The sequence below is a fragment of the Phaeobacter sp. QD34_24 genome (genome assembly GCF_028890115.1).
Taxonomy (GTDB): domain Bacteria; phylum Pseudomonadota; class Alphaproteobacteria; order Rhodobacterales; family Rhodobacteraceae; genus Phycobacter.
In genome coordinates this window covers 13,757-33,828 of sequence record NZ_JARCJD010000024.1, presented here as the reverse complement: position 1 = coordinate 33,828, position 20,072 = coordinate 13,757, and the positions used below count along the sequence as shown (strand labels likewise).

Here is a 20,072-nt window from a genome sequence, read left to right as displayed (position 1 = left end):
CTCCTTATCGATGATCGGTCGCAAGGCGGCGTTCTAGCCATTGCGAGTATTGAGAGATGCCGTAGCAGACGATGAAGAACAGGAAGGCCGCAAAGCCCAGGAGTTCCCAGTAGACGCCGTTCCATTCGGTCGAAGCCAGGATCGGCCCGCGGATCATGCCCACAAGGTCGAACATCGAGATGACCGAAACCAGCGTAGTGTCCTTGAACAGGCCGACGGCCACGTTCACGATACCGGGGATCGAGATCTTCAGCGCCTGCGGCAGGATGATCAGGCGCATCGCCTGCGGGTAATCCAGACCCAGCGAATCCGCCGCCTCGTACTGCCCTTTGGGCAGGGCTGCCAGACCACCCCGGATCACCTCGGCGATATAGGCCGCCGAGAAGAGGGTGATCATGATCACCACCCGCAGGAACAGGTCCACGGTGGCATCAGGCGGGAAGAAATAGGCCAGCATCACCGAGGCCACGAACAGCAGCGTGATCAGCGGCACGCCCCGCACGAACTCGATGAAGACCACGCAGATCCACTTGATCAGCGGCATGTCCGACTGTCGGCCCAGCGCCAGGGCAATGCCCAGCGGGAGGGACAGGGACACACAGGTCACCCCCAGCATCAGGTTCAGCATGAAGCCGCCCAGATCCCGCGAGGGCACGGCCTGCAGCATGGCATTGTCCGAAGCGCCTTCCGGGATCAGCATCCCGCCCAGCGTCCAGACGATCAATGCCGTCGCAATGCCTCCGAAGAACCCCAGGGCAAAGGAACCACGACCATAGATCTGGAACACCGCGCCAGCGGCCACGAAACCCACGAGGGCAACGATCGGCGCCATGATGGTGCCGCCCCAGATCAGCCAGAAGGCGATGAAGGGGTAAAGGCCGGTGAAGATCAACAGCTTGCGCGGCAGGTCGAAGAACAGCACCGGCGCGGCGGCGACCAGCAGAAGCACCAGCGCCAGGTTCGGACGCCAGTATTGATCAGCGGGGTATTTGAACCCGTAAAGCAGCTGATGCCAGCGTTCGGTCAAGACCGAGAAACAGGCGCCGACCCTGCCATCCAGCACCTCGCGGCACTCGTTCAGCGAGGAGGTCGTCCAGACGCCGTTCACCAGCCAGGGCACGGTTTTCTGCAACAGCAGATAGATCACCGCCAGTGCCACCAGGGTCAGAACCCCGTTGGGAACGCTGGAGAACAGGTTGTCCCGCACCCACTTGACCACACCGGCCTGGCTGGCCGGGGGTGGTGCGGGCGGAATGGTGCCCTTGGCGACAAAGGCAATCGGATTGGTTGTCTTGTCACTCATGGCTCAGCGCTCCTTCAGCTTCACGGAGGCGTTGTAGACGTTCATCACCATCGAGATGACCAGCGACGCAGTCAGGTAGAACAGCATCAGCAAGAGCACGCATTCAATCGCACGGCCCGTCTGGTTCAGGGTGATGCCGCCCAGGGTCGCGGTGATATCCGCATAGCCCACGGCAATCGCCAGCGAGGAGTTCTTGGTGATGTTGAGATACTGCGAGATCAGCGGCGGGATGATCACCCGCAGCGCCTGCGGCAGCACCACCAGGTTCATGATCCGGCCCGGACGCAGGCCCAGCGCGGCCGCGGCCTCGGTCTGACCTTTTGAGATCGCCTGGATACCGGCCCGCACGTTCTCCGCGATGAAGGCACCGGTGTAGATCGACAGCGCAAACCACAGGGCGATCAGCGGCCCGCCGATCTTGATGCCGCCCTGGAAGTTGAAACCCTTCAGCGCGGGCACTTCCCAGGACAGGCCCATGATGACCATCAACAGCAGGAACGGCACCAGCCAGACGCCCAGCACCATGAACAGGGTCTTGGGGCGGACACCGGTCTCTTCCTGCTTGTGGCTCGCCCAGGCCTCGATCTTGCGGGTGGCCACGAAGGAGCCCACCAGAACCGCCAGAACCAGCAGCCAGTTCAGGGCGGCGGATGCAAAGATGCCGCTCTCGAACCAGGGCATCGGGATGTAGACACCCCGGTTGGTAAAGGCAAAGAGATCCAGCACCATGGTCGAGGCGGGGTCATCGCCGCGGAAGGCCCGCGGCCCCGGCAGCGCCGCCGTCATGATGGTGAAGATGATGATGATCCAGATCAGCACCGGGATGTTGCGGAAGATCTCCACGTAGACGGCCATCAGCTTGGAGACCAGCCAGTTGTTGGAGAGCCGCAGAACACCGGCGATCACCCCGAATATGGTGGCGGTGATACAGGCCAGGAAGGCGACCAGAAGCGTGTTCAGGATACCGACAAGTGCTGCACGCCCGTGGCTGTCCTGGTTGTCATATTCGACAAGGCGCTGGTTGATATCGTAGCCAGCCGGATTGCCGAGAAAGTCATAAGAGATATTGAGGCCTGCCGCACGCAGGTTCTGGATCAGGTTGTTGCCCAGATACCAGATCGACAAGGCTAGCAGGAGCGCGGCAATGGCCTGGAAGGTCAACGAGCGATAGCGGGTATCGTTGACCAACATGGACAGCCGAAACTGCTCCTGTGGAGGGTCGGAAAGAGTTGACATGTAAAGAGATCCCCGAGGCAGCGGATTTCATCCCGGCGGGGTTCTTCCCCGCTCCGCAAGATCCGAAGCTTTAAGATGGTTAGGAAAAGGGCGCGGGGTGATCCCGCGCCCTCTCCTTGATGTGTTTAGCGGAAGGGCGGCGAGTACAGCAGGCCACCTTCGGTCCACTGTGCGTTCAGGCCGCGTGCCAGACCGATCGGAGTGTCTTCGCCGATGTTCTTGGCAAAGACTTCGCCGTAGTTGCCGCCGCTGGCGATTGCGTTTTTCGCCCAGTCAGCCGACAGACCCAGCATTTCGCCCAGGGTGCCTTCGGTACCCAGCAGGCGGTTGATTTCCGGGTTGTTGGTGCCTGCGGACATTTCCGCCAGGTTGGCAGAGGTCACGCCCAGTTCTTCGGCTGTGATCAGCGCGTTCAGAGTCCAGCGCACAACGTCACCCCACTCGTGGTCGCCGTGACGGACCAGCGGGCCGAGCGGCTCTTTCGAGATGATCTCGGGCAGCAGCACGTGGCCTGCCGGATCGTCGAAGGTGGCGCGGGTTGCCGCCAGGCCGGAGGCGTCGGTGGTGTAGACGTCACAGGCGCCAGCCAGGTACTGCTGCTGCGCTTCGGCGTTGGTTTCGATCGGAACCGGCTCGTAGGAGATGTTGTTGGAGCGGAAGAAGTCCGCCAGGTTCAGCTCGGTGGTGGTGCCGGTCTGGATACACACGGTGGCGCCGTCCAGTTCCTTGGCGGAGGATACACCCAGGTCCTTGGGAACCATGAAGCCCTGACCGTCGTAGTAGTTGACGCCGGTGAATTCGAACTTCAGGTCAACATCGCGCGAGAAGGTCCAGGTGGTGTTGCGCGCCAGCATGTCGATCTCGCCCGAGGCCAGAGCCGTGAAGCGAGTCTTGCCGGTGGTCGGCACGAATTCAACAGCGGTCGAATCGCCCAGAACGGCCGCAGCAACGGCACGGCAGACGGCGACGTCAAAACCTTCCCATTCCCCGTTCGCATTCGGAGCAGCAAAACCGACCAGGCCGGTGGTGACGCCGCAGTTCAGTTTGCCGCGGGCTTTCACGTCGTCCAGCGTGCCGGCAGCAGCTGCGCCAGCTGCGATGCCAGCAACGGTCAGCGCGCCCAAAAATACGGATTTGTTCATTTTTACCTCTTCCTGATGTTCCGCCTATTGTGGCGGTTTTATTACCGGCAGCGATTGCACCGGAATAGCGTGACCTAGGGAAAACTCCTAAATCGTAAGGGATTTTGGGCGGATTCATAAACAAACGTCAAGGGCACGATCACCAAATTCGATGGACGCATAGCGAACACGCGGGACGATTGGTAAAATTTTTCGCTTTCCGGCAGGCTGCGGCGGTTTTTCGTCTCAAGATGAAAACACGTAGAACTGCTGAGCATGCATGAAGGCAGCGCGCTTCACCTCGGACGATTCCCGGGCTTCCTCATCGACGCCCCACTGCTCTTCCTGCCAGCGCTCATCCAGGCGCGACATCTGCCAGATATCGGCCGCATCACGCCACCCATGGGCCGCCGCAAATCCCAGGATCAAGGATCCGGACATGCAAACGAGATCGTGAAAAGCCGCCATCTGAAAAGGGGTTAGCCCGTGAACACGGCTCCGCAACCCAGCCAGCACCTGCGGATCCTGAGGCGCATGCAGGATACCGCTGCGCAGCTGCAACCGTGCGCCCAGCACCTCATCCGCCCAGTCCAGAGCGGGATCCCATTCCTGCGCTTGCCGGGTCACCAGTTCCTTGGGGCTGTCGGCCCGATAGCACAGCAGATCCGCATCGCCGTAATCCGCCAGCATATCGGCGACTTCGCTGTGCTGATGTGTCACCTTGTCAATTGCCGCATTGGCAGAGCGCGTGAACGGCATGGTCCCGGGATCAACTGATTCGGTCTGTGCCTCCCACTCTGCCGCCACCGCTTCGGCCATCTGCCGGGAGGGCACCACCAGGGCCGCCTTTGCCGGGGTCCGCACGCGCCGCCCGTCCAGCTCCACCGTATAGCCGTCGTCGAGTTCAGCGACAGTGGTTGTCTTCCAGAACCGTTTCGGTGCCCATTCGCTCATACCGTCATACCTTCCAGATCTGTTGCAGCAGCGGGGCCAGTTCCGAGAAACTGCCAATCCTGTGATCCGCCGCCAGCCGTTCCGCCGGGTGGTAGCCCCACTCCACGGCAATTGTGGTCACGCCCGCAGCCCGCCCCATGTCCATGTCAAAGCTGGTGTCACCGATCATCACCGCATGCTGCGGCTCCACCCCGGTTTCAGCCAGCGCCGTTAGCACCATCGAGGGATGCGGCTTGGAGGGGTGATGATCCGCCACCTGGCGGGTCACGAAACAGTCCAACCCATGCGCCGCAATCAGCGCATCCAGCCCGCGCTGGGATTTCCCTGTGGCCACGCCCAGCAGGTAGTCCGGCACCGCATGAAGCGCCTCCAGCGCCTCCCGGGCTCCGGGAAACAGCGGCGAATGCCCGGCACCTGACTGTTCACGCGCGGATTTATAAGCCTGTTTATAGCCTTCAACCAGCGCCGCCTGAACCCCAGCGCCCGCCTGCGGAGCCAGCTCTGCCATCGCCTGCGGCAAGGACAGGCCCACGATCGACAGGATCGCCGCGCGGGAGGGCAAGGGCAGCTCCACGCCCGCAAATGCTGCGGCCATGGCGCCGGTTATGGCGCCCTGACTGTCCGCCAGGGTGCCATCCACATCAAAAAGCACCAGCCGCAGGGGCGCGCTCATAGCAGCCCCTCGAAGGGATCCTCCGCCGCCAGATCCTCGGTCCAGCCGAAGGTCTCCCAGCTGTCCTTCATGTGATCGGGCAGATCGGCGGTCACCGAAATCGTCTTCTTCGTCGTGGGGTGTTCGAACGCCATGCGGCGGCAATGCAGGTGCAGCTTCTTGCTGATGATGCCGCCCAGCTGGGCACCCCAACCATCGCCGAGGTTCTCCTGCCCCGAGCCACCGTATTTGCCATCGCCCACGATGGGATGGCCGATCTCTGCCATATGCGCGCGCAGCTGGTGGGTACGGCCGGTGACCGGCTCCATCGCCACCCAGGAGGCACGCCCCGCCACCCGGTACAGCGTCGCATAAAGCGTATGCGCGCGTTTGGCGCCGGGGGTGCTGTCGATCTCGGAGGGGTGAATGGCGATCATCTTCTCGCCTTCGCCGCTGCGGCCATGGCCGCCTGCCTTCACCAGGCCCGCCTTGATCTCTCCCAGGTAGGGGGTGGGCACGCCGGCGACCAGCGCCCAGTAGATCTTGCGGGTGTTGCGGTGGCGAAAGGCCGCCGTCAGCGCCTGCGCCGCTGCGCGGGTACGCGCCAGCACCAGCACGCCCGAGGTGTCCTTGTCCAGCCGGTGCACCAGGCGCGGTTTCTCGTCATAGTCAAAGCGCAGCGCCTCGGCCAATCCATCCACATGTTTCGTGGTACCGCTGCCGCCCTGCACCGCCAGCCCATGCGGCTTGTTCAGGACGATCACATCGTCGTCCTTGTAGATCACGCAAGAGCGAATCATCTTGGCATCCGCATCCGAGACGCGCCGCTTTTCCGGTTGCGGCGGCTGATGGTCGGCAGAGGGCAGCGGCGGCACCCGCACCGATTGCCCGACCTCGACCCGCGTGCTGGCCTTGACGCGGCCGCCATCAATGCGCAACTCGCCCTTACGGCACATCTTCTCGATCCGGCCCTGGCTCACATGCGGGAACAGGCGGCGCAGCCAGCGATCCACCCGCTGACCTGCGTCCTCTTCGGAAACGGTAATGGTCTGAACGCCGCTCATGCGAATACTCCTCTGGCGGCCATCAGGCCAAGAAACAGACCGCCGACAGACAGCCCCACAGACAGCAAAATATAGAGAGCCGCCTGTCCCATTGCACCCCGTTCGACGAGGTTCGCCGTCTCCAGCGAAAAGGCCGAGAAGGTGGTGAACCCGCCCAGCACGCCGGTCATCACGAAGGGGCTGAGATGGGTCAGCCCCTTATGCGCCGCAGCCGTCGCGAAGACCCCCATCAGGAAGGAGCCCACCACGTTCACGGTGATGATCGCGAGCGGAAACTCTCCATGCCCGAACAGGCGCACCACGCCCAGCCCGGCAAGATAGCGCAAGGCAGCGCCGATAGCCCCGCCAAGGGCAACGTATAAGACGGTTGGATACATGGGCGGTCTGTCGCGCGGCTGGCACGGGATGTCAAGTTTTCCACGTCCTGCCGCGTGCAGGGCCGTACTGCGCAGGAAACATGGCAACCTTCCAGTGGGTAGAAATCTTGTCATGGGCAAAGGGCTCTCTACCTTGATCTGAACACCACCCACAGGAGAGACCATGCCGACCCGTAGATCCCTGCTTGCCGGACTTGCCACTCTGCCGCTACTGCCGCGCATGGGCCTGTCCGCCTCTGCCCCTCACCGCCTGCGACTGGCGCCCGCGCCAATTCAGATTGCGCCTGCGCAATATGGAAAGACGGATCTCTGGGGGGTGAACGGAAGCGTCCCCGGCCCCGCCCTGCGCGCCCGCCGGGGCGAACGGCTGCGGGTGGAGATCGAAAACGCCCTGCCCCAGGCCACCTCGATGCATTGGCACGGCATTCGGATCGAAAACGCGATGGATGGGGTCCCGGGCCTGACGCAGGATCCCATCGCAACCGGAGAGGTCTTCACCTACGACTTTGCCCTGCCCGATGCGGGCACCTATTGGTATCACTCCCATGCTCAATCCGTCGAACAGGTGGAGCGCGGGCTGCAAGGCCCCTTGATCATCGCAGAGGACGAGGCGCCCGATGTGGATCAGGACCTTGTGTTGATGCTGGACGACATCCGCCTTGCTGGTGATGCCAGCGTCGATGCGCAGTTCACCCACCCCCATGACCGATCCCACGCCGGGCGGCTCGGCAACGTGATGCTGACCAATGGGCAGATGGAGGCCAGCTTTCCTGTGATCCAGGGCGAGCGGCTTCGCCTGCGCCTGATCAACAGCGCCAATGCCCGCATCTTTGCCATGGGTCTCCAGGGGCTGACCGGCTGGATCATGGCCTATGACGGGATGCCGCTCCCCACGCCCGAGGCGATCCCCGAGCGGATGCTGCTGGCGCCCGCGCAACGGATCGATCTGATTGTCGATGTGAGTGCCAGCGCCGGAGAGGACGCGTTCCTGATCCAGTTCGAACGCGACGGCGGCTATGCCCAGGCCATCTTCCCGGTCTCTGCCGGAACCTCAACCACGCGTGGCACACCCGCGCCGCTGCCGCCCAATCCGGATCACCCGATCGAGCTCAGCGATGCGGACACGGTCACCCTGCGTATGGAGGGCGGCGCCATGGGCGGGATGCAGTCGGCGCAATGGCAGGGAAAGGCGCAAGGCATGCGTGCCCTGGCGCAGGCCGGGCAGTTCTGGGCCTTCAACGGCGTTGTCGGTCGCCCGGACAAGCCCTTGGTGCGGGCATCGCTGGGGCAGACCGTCAAGATCGCCATGGTCAATGACACTGCATTCCCCCACGCCATGCACCTGCACGGGATGCATTTTGCCGAAGTCCTGCCGGATGGCAGCCTTGGACCCCTGCGCGACACGCTGTTGATGATGCGCGGCGAGACGCGCACCGTGGCCTTCAACGCCCATAACCCCGGTAAATGGCTCCTGCATTGCCATATGCTGTCGCACCACGCGGCAGGCATGGGCACCTGGGTCGAGGTCGTCGCCTGAAAGGGCTCAGCTGCCCCGCTGAAGGCGCAGCTTGGCAAAGAACTCGGTCCGCCGTTTCAGCTCGCGCTCGAACCCGCGTTCGACCGGCTGATACAGAACCGGCCGTTTGACACCTTCGGGGAAGTAGTTCTGCCCCGAAAACCCGTCTTCGGCGTCATGGTCATAGGCATAGCCTTCGCCATAGCCCTGCTCGGACATCAGCTTGGTCGGGGCGTTGAGGATATGTTTGGGCGGCGGCGCGCTTCCGGTTTCCTTGGCCAGGCGCCGGGCCGCCTTGTAGGCCATGTAGCCCGCGTTGGTCTTGGGCGCGAGGGCAAGGTAGATCACCGCCTGCGCCAGCGCCAACTCGCCTTCGGGGCTGCCGATACGCTCATAGGTCTCCCAGGCCTGCAGGCACACCGCCTGCGCCTGCGGGTCGGCCAGGGCGATATCCTCCACCGCCATGCGGGTCAGGCGCCGGGCCAGGTAGCGCGGATCTTCGCCGCCCTCCAGCATGCGGGCAAACCAGTAAAGTGCTGCATCCGGGTCCGAGCCGCGCACCGATTTGTGCAGGGCCGAAATCAGGTTGTAATGTTCATCGCCCGATTTGTCGTATTTCGCCGCCCGCCGCATCAGCCGTGTCGCCAGCGCCTCGCGGCCCAAGGGGGTCTCCACCTTCCAGGCTGAGACCTGTTCGATCAGATTGAGGAGTGCCCGCCCGTCGCCATCGGCCATCTCCTGCAAGGCATCGCGGGCATCCCCCGTCAGGGGTAAGGCGCGGCCCAGTTCCTTTTCGGCGCGTTGGGTCAGCAACTCCAGATCCGAAAGCGGCAGACGTTCCAGAACCAGCACCTGGGCGCGGGACAAAAGAGCGGCGTTCAGCTCGAAACTCGGGTTTTCGGTGGTGGCGCCGACCAGGAGGATGGTGCCATCCTCCATATGGGGCAGAAACCCATCCTGCTGCGCCTTGTTGAAACGGTGGATCTCATCCACGAACAAGAGCGTCCCCTGCCCGTTGGCGCGCCGGTGCCTGGCGGCTTCGAACACTTTCTTGAGGTCCGGCACACCGGTGAAGATCGCCGAGATCTGCACGAAATGCAGATCCGTTTCCTTGGCCAGAAGCCGCGCGATGGTGGTCTTTCCCACCCCCGGCGGCCCCCAGAACACCAGTGACGACAACGAGCCGGAGGCCAGCATGACGCCCAGCGGCGCCTCGGGGCCCAGAACCTGGCTCTGGCCGATCACCTCGGACAGCGATTTCGGACGCAGCCGGTCGGCCAGGGGCCGGTTCGGCTCTGGCCCCTTATCCGCCTGCGGCGCGTCGCTGTCGAAAAGATCCGCCATGGGTCAGAGCCGTGCCCGCAGGCTGACGCGCTGACCCCGACGCAGAAGGTCAAGCGCCATCCAGCGACCGCTTTCTTTCAGGATCTCCGCAACATCCGACGGCTGCGTGACCGCATCCCCATTGATCGCCAACAGGACATCGCCCCGCTGCAGACCGACACGGGCGCCATAGGGGCCGGGATCGGCAACCGCCACCCCTTCGGCCGACAGGGGCAACTGCAGTTCGGTGATCGTCTTTGGATTGATCCGCGCGACCGTCAGCCCCGGCAGACGGCTCTTCTCGCCCAGTTGTACAGGCTCTGCGGCAGGCTCGTCCGGGGCGCTGTACATCGCAACCGCGATCACCTCGCGCTTGCCATCACGCAGGCGCACCACCTCGGAGGTGTCGCCAAGCCCGGCGATGGTCATGCGAAACACCATTTCCGAGGGCGAATTCACCGGCTCGCCATCCACCGCGATCACCACGTCGCCGACACGGAACCCGGCCTCGGCAAAGGGGCTTTCAGGATGCAGTTCGGAGATCACCATACCTTCGGGCAGGTCCATCCCAAGGGAGGCCGCCAGGTCGCCATCCAGCGGCTGACCGCTCATCCCCGCCCAGGGACGCTGGAATGCCTCCGCGCCATCGCGCGCCTGGTGCAGGAACTCCCGCACCAGATTGGCGGGGATCGCAAAACCGATCCCGTTGGAGCCGCCCGAGCGGCTGAGGATCCGCGTGTTGATGCCGATGAGATCGCCATTCACGTCAATCAGCGCCCCGCCGGAATTGCCCGGATTGATCGGCGCATCGGTCTGGATGTAATAGCCGAAGCCTTCACCGGTGCCGGTACCGGTACGCGCCAACCCAGAGATGATGCCAGAGCTGACGGTCTGCCCCACACCAAAGGGGTTGCCGATGGCCAGGGCCAGTTCCCCGACCTCGACCTCATCACTGTCGCGCAGGTTCAGATAGGGGAGATCCTCTGCCCCCTCCAGCCGCAGGATCGCCAGATCGCTGGCCTGATCGGCCAAGACCACCTGAGCGCCATATTCGCGCCGGTCGGTTGTCACCACCCGGATTTCGGTCGCCATGCCGACCACGTGATAGTTGGACACCACGATCCCATCCGCAGAGAGAATCACCCCCGAACCGAGCGAGTTCTGCACGCGCGGGCGTGGATTGGCAAAGTTCCGAAAGAAATCATCAAAGAAGGGATCGTTGGAAAAGGGCGTTCTGGCGCGGGCCTGGGTGACGATCTTGGCATAGATATTGACCACTGCCGGGGCCGCCTGTTTGACCAGCGGCGCAAACCCCAAAGAGATCTCTGCCTGCGACTGTGGCACCCGGGTTTCGGCCGTGGCCTGGCTGCCCAGAACCAGGGTCAATGCAATCAAGACTGCGCGGATCATGTTGCCTCCGTATCCGTTCTGAAACAGGATATGCGAAGGCAGGCGGCGGAATGCAAGCATTGCGCAAGCCCCGCAGATAGGCAGCAGCCGCCAGACCACGCCAGGCGACTGCCTTTGGCTCAGCTAGAGGGTCAACTGGTCAGCAACAGGGCTTGATCTCGCGTCACGCCTTCGATCTGGACGCGGGATTCCGTCAGGAAGGACTTGGCGTCGGCCGAGATGGCGACTGCAATCTGCGCCGGGCTGAGATTGGGGTTCTCAACACCCACGGCGACAAAGAAGTCCGACAGCATCGTGTAGGCGGCGTCCATCGGGATATCGAAAATGGTGCCATCGGGCCGTCCGTCGCCGTCCAGATCGACCGTGGCGATGATGCCAGACGATTTCTTGCCTCCAAAAAGCTTTTTGAAGAATTTCACAACCGATTTTGCACCTTTGGCCACGCCCTTCGCGACCGTGGCGGCCACGTTTGCAAAGAGGTCGGAAAAGACCGCAACCGTGTTGATCACCGCGGCCGTGATCCGGTGAATCGCATCACCAAACCGCTCTACCAGGCCCTGGATCTTCTCCAACGTGGTGGCTAGCTTTTCCAGCACGTTGACAACTTTCTCGAATAGCTCGGCGAAGTCGGTCAGAATCTCATGAGCTTTGGTCAGGGTATCCAGGATATCCCGGCCAAGCTTGCGCACCTTGTCATAGGTTTCAGCCCCCGGCATACCCGTGCCGCCAACCATCATGGCATAGCCCTGCGGCATCACCAGGGGTTTGGCCCCCAAAAGCCCGCCCATCGGATCCGAGCCGAGGCTCACCTTGAAGCCGCTTGCGCCCGCGTTCTTCAAGTTCGCATCGATCAGACCGGCGGTGAGCTTCATCACATCGGGATCACCGGGGTGAACACCTGCGGCCTGTGCCCGCGCAATCATGGGAAAGAAAGGAGAGACAAGAAGGGAAGACAAAGAGGCCGCAAGGGCCTGGCGTCGTGACATGGACATAATCGTATCCTTTTAAAATTGACATAGCGGACACCGCTCCACCTCTGTTGTGGATCTCCTCGGGCCGCACCCGGATCGGTCAAAAACGCACCGATCAAACAGCTGGCAACACAATCCTGAATTGCCAGCTGCGGGAAAGCATCACCCCAATGGGGTATGCGCGCAAAAAAAGACCCCCGCCTGTTTCCAAGCGGGGGCCAAATCACCAGACCTTGCGGTCTGCAGTCTTCTTATTCTTCGTCAGCTGCCGCTTCGGCTTCGGCAACGCGTGCCTTATCGGCAGCGCCCTTGGCGTTCACGTCACGATCAACGAATTCGATGATCGCCATCGGGGCCATGTCGCCATAGCGGAAACCGGCCTTCAGGATGCGAATGTAGCCGCCCTGACGGTCCTTGTAGCGGGGACCCAGCACGTCGAACAGTTTGGTGACATACTGGTCTTCCTTCAGACGCGACGCAGCGTTGCGGCGCGAATGCAGGTCGCCTTTTTTCGCCAGGGTGATCAGTTTTTCAACGATCGGGCGCAGTTCTTTTGCCTTGGGCAGAGTGGTTTTGATCTGCTCATGCTCGATGAGCGAGCCCGCCATGTTTGCAAACAGAGCCTTGCGGTGCTCATGGGTGCGGTTCAGGCGGCGGTATCCACGTGCGTGACGCATTTTCTAGTTCCTTCTAAAGGTTTTGCTTTGTCTGGCGGCCGATGCGTGTCAGCCGCTCTCCTTGGGGCGGATCTGCCCGGGTTTCCCCACCAACGTGGGCATTTGTGGCTGGGGAGGGCCGTGGCCCTCCCCCAATTCTCAGAACGAGTCTTCGAATTTCTTGGCCAGATCTTCGATGTTGTCCGGCGGCCAGTCCTCGACGTCCATGCCCAGGTGCAGGCCCATGCCCGACAGCACTTCCTTGATCTCGTTCAGGGACTTGCGGCCGAAGTTCGGGGTGCGCAGCATTTCTGCTTCGGTTTTCTGGATCAGATCGCCGATGTAAACGATGTTGTCGTTCTTCAGGCAGTTTGCCGAACGCACGGACAGTTCCAGCTCGTCCACTTTCTTCAACAGAAGCGGGTTGAACTCGAGACCGTCGTCTTCGTCCTGGCGGCCAGCGGATTCGGGCTCTTCGAAGTTCACGAAGATCGACAGCTGGTCTTGCAGGATGCGCGCGGCATAGGCCACGGCGTCATCCGGGGTGACGGAGCCGTCGGTTTCCACTTTCATGGTCAGCTTGTCATAGTCCAGAACCTGACCTTCACGGGTCGGCTGCACGTCATAGGAGACCTTCTTGACCGGCGAATAGATCGCATCGATCGGGATCAGGCCGATGGGTGCATCTTCCGGCTTGTTCTTCTCGGCAGAGACGTAGCCCTTGCCGGTGTTGACGGTCAGCTCCATGAACAGGTCGGCGCCATCGTCCAGGTGGCAGATGACGTGATCGCGGTTCAGAACCTCGATGCCCGCGGATTCGGAAATGTCGCCAGCGGTGACAACAGCCGGACCCTTGGCATTGATCGACAGGCGCTTGGGACCTTCGACTTCCATGCGCAGGGACACGCCTTTGAGGTTCAGGATGATGTCGGTCACGTCTTCACGCACACCGGCAACGCTGGAGAATTCATGCAGAACGTTGTCGATCTGAACGCTGGTGATGGCGGCGCCTTGCAGCGAGCTCATCAGAACGCGACGCAGCGCGTTGCCCAGTGTCAGGCCAAAGCCACGCTCCAGCGGTTCGGCAACGATGGTTGCCTGACGCGCGGGATCATTGCCCGGCTTCACTTCAAGCTGTGTCGGCTTGATCAGCTCTGCCCAGTTTTTATGGATCATGCAGTCCCTCCATTCCTGTCTGTACCCCATGTCCTAAGGTGCAGACGCCCGAGGTTTAAAATGACGGACTGGGGCCCGACAAATCAAGCGGGGCCCCAGCGATAGTCTGAAAAAATTAGACGCGGCGACGCTTCGGCGGGCGGCAGCCGTTGTGGGCGATCGGGGTCACGTCACGGATCGAGGTGATGTTGAAACCGATTGCAGCCAGGGCGCGCAGCGCGGATTCACGGCCCGAACCGGGACCCTGAACTTCGACCTCAAGGGTCTTCACGCCGTGTTCCTGAGCTTTCTTGCCTGCGTCTTCGGCGGCCATCTGAGCTGCGTAGGGCGTGGACTTACGGGAGCCCTTGAAGCCCATGGTGCCGGCAGAGGACCAGGAGATCGCATTGCCCTGAACGTCGGAGATCAGGATCTTGGTGTTGTTGAACGAGGAGTTCACATGCGCAACACCGGAAGCGATGTTCTTGCGCTCTTTGCGCTTAATGCGGGATTTATCGCGTGCCATGTTCCGGATCCTCCCTTATTTCTTCTTACCGGCAATGGCCTTTGCGGGGCCTTTGCGGGTGCGTGCGTTGGTGTGGGTCCGCTGACCGCGAACCGGCAGGTTGCGGCGGTGGCGCAGGCCACGGTAGCAGCCCAGGTCCATCAGACGCTTGATGTTCATCTGCACTTCACGACGCAGGTCACCTTCAACGGTGTAGTTCGCATCGATGTGCTCGCGGATGGCCAGAACTTCGGAGTCGGACAGCTCGTTGACGCGACGGGTTGCGTCGATGCCCACTGCTTCGCAGATGGCCTGAGCGGAGGTTGTGCCGATACCGGTGATATAGGTGAGGGCGATGGGGACCCGTTTGGCAGTCGGGATGTTAACGCCGGCAATACGTGCCACGTGTCACTTTCCTTTTCGTTGCGGTTCCGTAGCTCCAGAACCTTTTTTCACAACGCTTGACACTGGCGGGATCGCCGGATCGTCAAGCTTGTCTCGAGGTGATCAAACGACGGACGAATCCTGTCGTCTGGATTGATTCCCATTGGGGATGGGCTTCCCTATTGAGATTTGGACAATGCGTCAACCCGGCCCCGGCAGAAACATCAAAGTTTAGCCACGCATGAGAAGGATCTGTTCGACTTGGCCGTGATCGCGACCGTTTTAAACCCGGTTACGACCCAAGAAACGCCCATCCCTGAAACGCAAGAAGCCGGGACCAGGCCCGGCTTCTCATCTCATAAACTCGCTTGGTCGCGCTTAGCCCAGCACCTTGGCGATTTCGGCCTGTACATCGGTGATCGAGGCCAGACCGTCGACCTTCTCCAGCTTGCCCTTGGCATAGTAGTAGCCAATCAGCGGCGAGGTCTTCTTGTAGTACTCCATCAGACGGGTCTTGAGGCTTTCCTCATTGTCGTCCGCACGGCGCTTGATCTCGGTGCTGCCGCAGTTGCTGCACTTACCGTCCGCAGGCCAAGGTTTTGTTTCGTCGTGATAGACTTCGCCGCAGTCGCCACAGGTCGAGCGACCGGTGATCCGCGCCACCAGTGCCGCATCGTCCACCGCCATCTCGATCACCGCATCAAGGCTCTGCCCCATGTCGGACAGCAGCACCGTCAGCGCATCGGCCTGGGCCAGAGTGCGCGGGAAACCGTCGAAGATGAAACCACCCTCGGCACCTTCGGCGATCTTTTCGCGGATCAGGCCGATCACGATCTCATCCGTGACCAACTCGCCACGGGCGATCACCTCGGCAACCTTCTTGCCCATCTCGCTGCCGCTTGCTTGCGCGTCGCGCAACATGTCACCGGTGCTGAGCTGCACCATTCCACGGGTTTCGACCAGATGGCGGGCCTGAGTGCCCTTACCGGCGCCCGGCGGGCCCAAGAGAATAATATTCATCGACGAGCAGGTCCCCGTTTCGTGCGTTTCTTGCCGCGACCGCGCAGCTGGCTTTTCTCGATCAGACCCTCATACTGATGGGCCAGAAGATGGCTTTGCGCCTGCTGGATCGTATCCATCGTCACCGAGACGACGATCAGAACCGAGGTGCCGCCAAAATAGACTGGAATGGCGAACTGGCCGCGCAGGATCTCGGGCAGGAGGCAGACAGCCGCCAGATAGGCCGAGCCGAGAACCAGGATACGGTTCACCACATACTCGATATATTCCGCTGTCTTCTTGCCGGGGCGGATACCCGGAACAAACCCGTTCTGGTTCTTCAGGTTGTTCGCCACTTCCTCAGGCTTGAAGGAGACGTTGAACGTGTAGAAATAGGCGAAGAACACGATCATGGCGACGAAGAACAGCAGGTAAAGCGGCTGGCCGGGGCCAAAGTTGGCCAGAAGCCAGGACATCACCGGACCCGTTGTTGCACCCGCAGAGAAGGTGGAGATCGTCACCGGCAGCAGCAGCAGCGAGCTGGCAAAGATCGCCGGGATCACGCTGGCCGGGTTCACTTTCACCGGCAGGTGCGAGGAACCGCCGTCATAGACCTTCATGCCCACCTGGCGGCGGGGATACTGGATGTGGATCTTGCGCAGTGCGCGTTCCATGAAGACCACGAACATAATCACCGCAATCACCATCACGATGACACCGATCAGCACCGCGGGGCTGATGGCACCCGAACGGCCCGAGGCGAAGAACTGCGCGATGGCAGCGGGAACCTCAGCAATGATGCCGACGAAGATGATCAGGGAGATACCGTTGCCGATGCCGCGCTGGGTGATCTGCTCGCCCAGCCACATCAGGAACATGGTGCCGCCCACCAGGGTGATCATGCAGGCGAGGCGGAAATACATGCCGGGATCGGTCGCCAGATCGCCGGACTCCAGCGACACCGCCAGACCATAGGCCTGCGCCGTTGCCAGCGCGACGGTGCCATAGCGGGTGTACTGGTTGATCTTCTTGCGGCCCTGCTCGCCTTCTTTCTTCAGCTGCTCAAGCGCCGGAACCATCGAGGTCAACAGCTGCACGATGATCGAGGCCGAGATATAGGGCATGATCCCGAGGGCAAAGATCCCCATCCGGCCAAGCGCGCCACCGGTGAACATCGACACCATGCCGCCAATGCCCTGCCCTGCCGAATCCATGAATTCGCGCAACGCCGAAGCGTCAATGCCCGGAACCGGAATGAAGGTGCCAAGGCGGTAGACGATCAATAGGCCGAGGGTGAACAGGATGCGATTGCGCAGATCCGTGGCCTTGCCAAGCGCGGACCAACTGGTGTTCGCCGCCATTTGTTCTGCTGCTGATACCATGAAATGGGTCTCTTCTTGCGAAAACGCCGCCCGGAACCGTTTTCCGGCTCGGACGGCGTATTGGAAAACTGATGACCTATGTAAGCGGCATCGTCGCCGCTCACAAGGCGTTACTCAGCAGCAGCTGCAGTTGCCACGGTCAGGGTGCCGCCCGCTTTTTCAACTGCCTCGACAGCAGCCTTGGAGGCGCCGGTGACAGTGATGTTGGACTTCGCGGAGAACTCACCCTTGGCCAGGATGCGCACACCATCCTTCTTGCGGCGCAGCAGGCCCGATTCGACCAGGCTGTCTTCGGTGATGGTTGCGGCGTCCAGCTTGCCCGCGTCGATGAACTTCTGGATCAGGCCCAGGTTCACAACGGCATATGCCTTGCGGTTCGGCTTGTTGAATCCACGCTTGGGCAGACGCTGGTAGAGCGGCATCTGGCCGCCTTCGTAGCCATTGATGGCCACACCCGAACGGGATTTCTGACCTTTGATACCACGGCCACCCATCTTACCCTTGCCGGAGCCGGGGCCACGGCCAACACGGGTGCGTTTCTTGGCGGCGCCAGGATTGTCGCGCAGTTCGTTGAGTTTCATGTCGCTTCTCCTTGCCGGATGTGACCCCTGAAGCGTAAGCGGGCCAACCACGGCGTTTCTTGGTTTTGATTCTGTGGCACGGAATGCCACCGGGGGCGTATAGCCCTAGAGAGCAGCCGTTTCAACCCCGCTGAAAAGGTCGAGACGCATGCCGGTCAATTCAGCGTTTCACAGGCAAGTGACATTGCAACGGGCAACCCGCGCGATGTCGCAGCGGTTGAGGCCGATATCGGCGAGTTCACGATTGCTGAGGTTCTGCAGGGCGCGGTAGGTGCGGCGATACTCGGCCCGTTGTTTCATCCTCTGCCGCAGCGTCTGGAGGATCTGGCGCAGGCGCCCAAGGCCGGGGACCGCATGTTCGGTTGTCAAAGTAGTATAGGCCATCGGTGTCGTCTTTCTTTCAGCACAACCGGGAACCCTTCCCGGCGCATCTCAATTCGTTTCAGAGCGGCTGAAATAGGGTGCGCCCCCGGGACCAACAACTGACGCTTCTGACATGCTGCTATGCGTTTTTGGAATGCTTGCAGTTTGTGCATCCCTGCATATCCGAGAGGCGTTCTGCCCCAGCCCTTAAGAAAATCACATTGAGACTTACGTTGTGTGACGTAGTTCACATTGCATCTTCGCGCGTTGTCATATCAGCGTTTCTAATTGAAACAGTTTTATGACAAGGCGGGTGCCGGATGATTGCGTCTCATGACTTCAGGGCGGCAACGTCCTACCTCAACTCCGGCGCCTACAAATCGGCGCTGAAAATGGCGAAACGCCTGCAGAGCGCATATCCGCGCGACCCTGCGCCGTGGAACATTGCCGGCATCTGCCTATCGGCGATGAACAAGTTTCCCGCCTCGATTAGTCAATTCCAGCGTGCCCTGAAAATCGACCCCGGCTTTGTCGATGCGCGCCATAATCTGGCGCAAACCCTGATTCTGGCAGGGCGTTTCGAGCACGCCATCCGCATCGTCTCCCCGTTGCGCGAAACCGATCCCAAGGCCTGCTACTTTCTGGCCCAGGCCCAGTCCCAGCTTGGTGCTTTGGATGATGCTGAGGCATCGATTGGCCGGGCGCTGGAATTGCAGCCACGCTTTGCGCCTGCGCTGAACCTGCGAGGGCTTATCCTCACCAGCCTTGGCCGGGAAAACGATGCGCTCATCTGCTATGAGAAAGCGCTGACACTCGATCCTGACAATGTCGAGACCCTTGTGAATATCAGCCTTCCGCTGGCCCGGCAGAACCGACACGCCGAGGGCCACCAGATGGTTCAACGCGCCGTCGATCTGGCGCCGAACCACGTCGGGGCGAGGCTGCGGCTGGGAACCTCCTTCATCGAGGCCGGTGACTACACCCGCGCCAAGGCGCAGTTTCACGAGGTTCTCAAACTGGCCCCGGGGAACTCTCAGGCCTTTGATCAACTGACCCGACTGGCGGATCGTCAGGACATGATCGCGCTGGAAGACCCGGTGAAAAGAGCGTTGAAAAAGGTCGACGCGGAACCCATCGCCGCCGCAGAGCTGCATTTCGCAGCGTCACGGATTCACGAGGCTGCCGCGCATTACGACGCCGCCGCGACCTCCAGGCACCGGGCAAATGGCATCCTCGCACAGATCTTTCCCTATGACGCCGCAGGGGATGCCGAAGAGACCGCCCGGATTCTTGGCCGGTTTCCGACAGCCCCCTTGGCGCAGACCGCGGCAACCACAGGCCCCTGCCCGATCTATGTCCTGGGCCTTCCGCGCTCAGGCACATCGCTGGTCGAAGCCATGTTGAGCCGCCTGCCAGATGTTGCCCCGCTCGGAGAACGCACGGCGACCGGTGTGCTTGTTCAAGACATCCTGGCCAGCGATCTGCCGTTTGATGATAAAGCCGCCCGGAGCTTTGCCCGCCACGACCAGGCCCTGTTGCCCGATCTTCCGGGCAGCACCCTGGCCTATGTTGACAAGATGCCGGAAAACTATCGCTACATCGGCTTTCTGTGCACCGCCTACCCGCAATGCAAGATCGTGCATGTCAGGCGCGACCCGCGCGATGTGGCGCTGTCGATGTGGCGCACCCTGTTTTCTGGCCGCGCCCTGGCCTATACCTATGATCTCACCGCGATGGCGCAGCGCTTTGGGTTATACGCCCGCCTCATGGCGCACTGGGAAAAGCTATTCCCGGAGCAGATCCTGACCATCGACTATGAGGCCATCGTCGCTGAACCGGTTGCTGCAAGCCAATCGATCGCTGGATTTTGCGGGCTGGAATGGACCCCTGACATGAGCGCCCCAGAGGCAAGCGATGCGCCGACGCTGACGGCAAGTGCGTCGCAAATTCGCCAACCGGTCCATCAACGGTCGGTGGGCGCCTGGCGCCAGAACGCGGATGAACTCGCGGAATTCCTGGGGGCTCTTGATAGGGCCTATTGGCCGGGCCTTCAGGACTAGGCTCAGGCGCCATTCGACCCTGTGTCGGTTTTCGGCCAGGCCCTAAACACCCATGCCCCA

General features: G+C 61.7%; 20 protein-coding genes. 2 read left to right on the top strand and 18 right to left on the bottom strand.

Annotated features, from left to right (window positions below):
• Window positions 1-4 precede the first annotated feature (4 nt).
• The 7 genes from PXK07_RS16505 to crcB all read right to left on the bottom strand — a co-directional run bounded on the left by PXK07_RS16505 (window position 5) and on the right by crcB (window position 6,707).
• The gene (locus PXK07_RS16505) at window positions 5-1,303 is read right to left on the bottom strand and encodes an amino acid ABC transporter permease (protein ID WP_274849451.1); all 1,299 of its coding nucleotides are present in this window, start codon (window positions 1,301-1,303) and stop codon (window positions 5-7) included.
• 3 nt (window positions 1,304-1,306) lie between these two features.
• Entirely contained in the window at window positions 1,307-2,539 is a 1,233-nt protein-coding gene (locus PXK07_RS16500; RefSeq protein WP_274849450.1) for an amino acid ABC transporter permease, read from the bottom strand.
• A gap of 125 nt (window positions 2,540-2,664) precedes the next feature.
• Window positions 2,665-3,681 (bottom strand): amino acid ABC transporter substrate-binding protein, encoded by a 1,017-nt coding sequence (locus PXK07_RS16495; RefSeq protein WP_274849449.1) that lies wholly within the window; start codon window positions 3,679-3,681, stop codon window positions 2,665-2,667.
• A gap of 225 nt (window positions 3,682-3,906) precedes the next feature.
• Window positions 3,907-4,614 (bottom strand): ATP12 family chaperone protein, encoded by a 708-nt coding sequence (locus PXK07_RS16490; RefSeq protein ID WP_274849448.1) that lies wholly within the window; start codon window positions 4,612-4,614, stop codon window positions 3,907-3,909.
• A gap of 4 nt (window positions 4,615-4,618) precedes the next feature.
• Window positions 4,619-5,287, bottom strand: coding sequence for an HAD-IA family hydrolase (locus PXK07_RS16485; RefSeq protein ID WP_274849447.1), 669 nt, complete (start codon window positions 5,285-5,287; stop codon window positions 4,619-4,621).
• A complete protein-coding gene (locus PXK07_RS16480) occupies window positions 5,284-6,330 on the bottom strand; it encodes an RluA family pseudouridine synthase (protein ID WP_274849446.1) in 1,047 nt (348 codons plus the stop codon). Before PXK07_RS16480 ends, PXK07_RS16485 begins: the two co-directional genes overlap by 4 nt.
• Window positions 6,327-6,707, bottom strand: coding sequence for a fluoride efflux transporter CrcB (crcB, locus tag PXK07_RS16475; protein ID WP_274849445.1), 381 nt, complete (start codon window positions 6,705-6,707; stop codon window positions 6,327-6,329). Before crcB ends, PXK07_RS16480 begins: the two co-directional genes overlap by 4 nt.
• 163 nt (window positions 6,708-6,870) lie before the next feature.
• Here crcB and PXK07_RS16470 point away from each other — a divergent pair, with 163 nt between their 5' ends.
• Window positions 6,871-8,244 (top strand): multicopper oxidase family protein, encoded by a 1,374-nt coding sequence (locus tag PXK07_RS16470; RefSeq protein WP_274849444.1) that lies wholly within the window; start codon window positions 6,871-6,873, stop codon window positions 8,242-8,244.
• Window positions 8,245-8,250: 6 nt separating this feature from the next.
• Here PXK07_RS16470 and PXK07_RS16465 read toward each other — a convergent pair whose 3' ends face one another.
• The 11 genes from PXK07_RS16465 to PXK07_RS16415 form a co-directional block, all read right to left on the bottom strand.
• A complete protein-coding gene (locus tag PXK07_RS16465; protein WP_274849443.1) occupies window positions 8,251-9,567 on the bottom strand; it encodes a replication-associated recombination protein A in 1,317 nt (438 codons plus the stop codon).
• 3 nt (window positions 9,568-9,570) lie between these two features.
• Window positions 9,571-10,956 (bottom strand): trypsin-like peptidase domain-containing protein, encoded by a 1,386-nt coding sequence (locus PXK07_RS16460; RefSeq protein ID WP_274849442.1) that lies wholly within the window; start codon window positions 10,954-10,956, stop codon window positions 9,571-9,573.
• Between the two features lie 131 nt (window positions 10,957-11,087).
• A complete protein-coding gene (locus PXK07_RS16455) occupies window positions 11,088-11,948 on the bottom strand; it encodes a hypothetical protein (RefSeq protein WP_274849441.1) in 861 nt (286 codons plus the stop codon).
• Window positions 11,949-12,178: 230 nt separating this feature from the next.
• On the bottom strand, window positions 12,179-12,604 hold the full coding sequence (gene rplQ / locus PXK07_RS16450) for a 50S ribosomal protein L17 (protein ID WP_274849440.1): 426 nt from the start codon (window positions 12,602-12,604) through the stop codon (window positions 12,179-12,181).
• Between the two features lie 138 nt (window positions 12,605-12,742).
• On the bottom strand, window positions 12,743-13,759 hold the full coding sequence (locus PXK07_RS16445; protein ID WP_274849439.1) for a DNA-directed RNA polymerase subunit alpha: 1,017 nt from the start codon (window positions 13,757-13,759) through the stop codon (window positions 12,743-12,745).
• 115 nt (window positions 13,760-13,874) lie between these two features.
• On the bottom strand, window positions 13,875-14,264 hold the full coding sequence (rpsK, locus tag PXK07_RS16440; protein ID WP_192965437.1) for a 30S ribosomal protein S11: 390 nt from the start codon (window positions 14,262-14,264) through the stop codon (window positions 13,875-13,877).
• A gap of 15 nt (window positions 14,265-14,279) precedes the next feature.
• Window positions 14,280-14,648 (bottom strand): 30S ribosomal protein S13, encoded by a 369-nt coding sequence (gene rpsM / locus PXK07_RS16435; RefSeq protein WP_274849438.1) that lies wholly within the window; start codon window positions 14,646-14,648, stop codon window positions 14,280-14,282.
• Between the two features lie 357 nt (window positions 14,649-15,005).
• Window positions 15,006-15,647 (bottom strand): adenylate kinase, encoded by a 642-nt coding sequence (locus PXK07_RS16430; protein ID WP_274849437.1) that lies wholly within the window; start codon window positions 15,645-15,647, stop codon window positions 15,006-15,008.
• Window positions 15,644-17,008 carry a preprotein translocase subunit SecY gene (gene secY, locus PXK07_RS16425; protein ID WP_274849436.1) on the bottom strand — a complete coding sequence of 455 codons (1,365 nt, stop codon included), beginning with the start codon at window positions 17,006-17,008 and terminating at the stop codon, window positions 15,644-15,646. Before secY ends, PXK07_RS16430 begins: the two co-directional genes overlap by 4 nt.
• 110 nt (window positions 17,009-17,118) lie before the next feature.
• A complete protein-coding gene (gene rplO / locus PXK07_RS16420; RefSeq protein WP_274849435.1) occupies window positions 17,119-17,589 on the bottom strand; it encodes a 50S ribosomal protein L15 in 471 nt (156 codons plus the stop codon).
• A gap of 168 nt (window positions 17,590-17,757) precedes the next feature.
• The gene (locus PXK07_RS16415) at window positions 17,758-17,973 is read right to left on the bottom strand and encodes a DUF1127 domain-containing protein (protein ID WP_274849434.1); all 216 of its coding nucleotides are present in this window, start codon (window positions 17,971-17,973) and stop codon (window positions 17,758-17,760) included.
• Between the two features lie 299 nt (window positions 17,974-18,272).
• Here PXK07_RS16415 and PXK07_RS16410 point away from each other — a divergent pair, with 299 nt between their 5' ends.
• Complete coding sequence (locus PXK07_RS16410; protein WP_274849433.1) at window positions 18,273-20,012, top strand: tetratricopeptide repeat-containing sulfotransferase family protein; 1,740 nt, start codon at window positions 18,273-18,275, stop codon at window positions 20,010-20,012.
• Window positions 20,013-20,072 lie beyond the last annotated feature (60 nt).

What these genes read in the sequence shown, in the direction of transcription:
- PXK07_RS16505 (WP_274849451.1), bottom strand. Translation starts at nt 1,303, where the DNA reads ATGAGTGACAAGACAACCAATCCGATTGCCTTTGTCGCCAAGGGCACC.
- PXK07_RS16500 (WP_274849450.1), bottom strand. Translation starts at nt 2,539, where the DNA reads ATGTCAACTCTTTCCGACCCTCCACAGGAGCAGTTTCGGCTGTCCATG.
- PXK07_RS16495 (WP_274849449.1), bottom strand. Translation starts at nt 3,681, where the DNA reads ATGAACAAATCCGTATTTTTGGGCGCGCTGACCGTTGCTGGCATCGCA.
- PXK07_RS16490 (WP_274849448.1), bottom strand. Translation starts at nt 4,614, where the DNA reads ATGAGCGAATGGGCACCGAAACGGTTCTGGAAGACAACCACTGTCGCT.
- PXK07_RS16485 (WP_274849447.1), bottom strand. Translation starts at nt 5,287, where the DNA reads ATGAGCGCGCCCCTGCGGCTGGTGCTTTTTGATGTGGATGGCACCCTG.
- PXK07_RS16480 (WP_274849446.1), bottom strand. Translation starts at nt 6,330, where the DNA reads ATGAGCGGCGTTCAGACCATTACCGTTTCCGAAGAGGACGCAGGTCAG.
- crcB (WP_274849445.1), bottom strand. Translation starts at nt 6,707, where the DNA reads ATGTATCCAACCGTCTTATACGTTGCCCTTGGCGGGGCTATCGGCGCT.
- PXK07_RS16470 (WP_274849444.1), top strand. Translation starts at nt 6,871, where the DNA reads ATGCCGACCCGTAGATCCCTGCTTGCCGGACTTGCCACTCTGCCGCTA.
- PXK07_RS16465 (WP_274849443.1), bottom strand. Translation starts at nt 9,567, where the DNA reads ATGGCGGATCTTTTCGACAGCGACGCGCCGCAGGCGGATAAGGGGCCA.
- PXK07_RS16460 (WP_274849442.1), bottom strand. Translation starts at nt 10,956, where the DNA reads ATGATCCGCGCAGTCTTGATTGCATTGACCCTGGTTCTGGGCAGCCAG.
- PXK07_RS16455 (WP_274849441.1), bottom strand. Translation starts at nt 11,948, where the DNA reads ATGTCCATGTCACGACGCCAGGCCCTTGCGGCCTCTTTGTCTTCCCTT.
- rplQ (WP_274849440.1), bottom strand. Translation starts at nt 12,604, where the DNA reads ATGCGTCACGCACGTGGATACCGCCGCCTGAACCGCACCCATGAGCAC.
- PXK07_RS16445 (WP_274849439.1), bottom strand. Translation starts at nt 13,759, where the DNA reads ATGATCCATAAAAACTGGGCAGAGCTGATCAAGCCGACACAGCTTGAA.
- rpsK (WP_192965437.1), bottom strand. Translation starts at nt 14,264, where the DNA reads ATGGCACGCGATAAATCCCGCATTAAGCGCAAAGAGCGCAAGAACATC.
- PXK07_RS16430 (WP_274849437.1), bottom strand. Translation starts at nt 15,647, where the DNA reads ATGAATATTATTCTCTTGGGCCCGCCGGGCGCCGGTAAGGGCACTCAG.
- secY (WP_274849436.1), bottom strand. Translation starts at nt 17,008, where the DNA reads ATGGTATCAGCAGCAGAACAAATGGCGGCGAACACCAGTTGGTCCGCG.
- rplO (WP_274849435.1), bottom strand. Translation starts at nt 17,589, where the DNA reads ATGAAACTCAACGAACTGCGCGACAATCCTGGCGCCGCCAAGAAACGC.
- PXK07_RS16415 (WP_274849434.1), bottom strand. Translation starts at nt 17,973, where the DNA reads ATGGCCTATACTACTTTGACAACCGAACATGCGGTCCCCGGCCTTGGG.
- PXK07_RS16410 (WP_274849433.1), top strand. Translation starts at nt 18,273, where the DNA reads ATGATTGCGTCTCATGACTTCAGGGCGGCAACGTCCTACCTCAACTCC.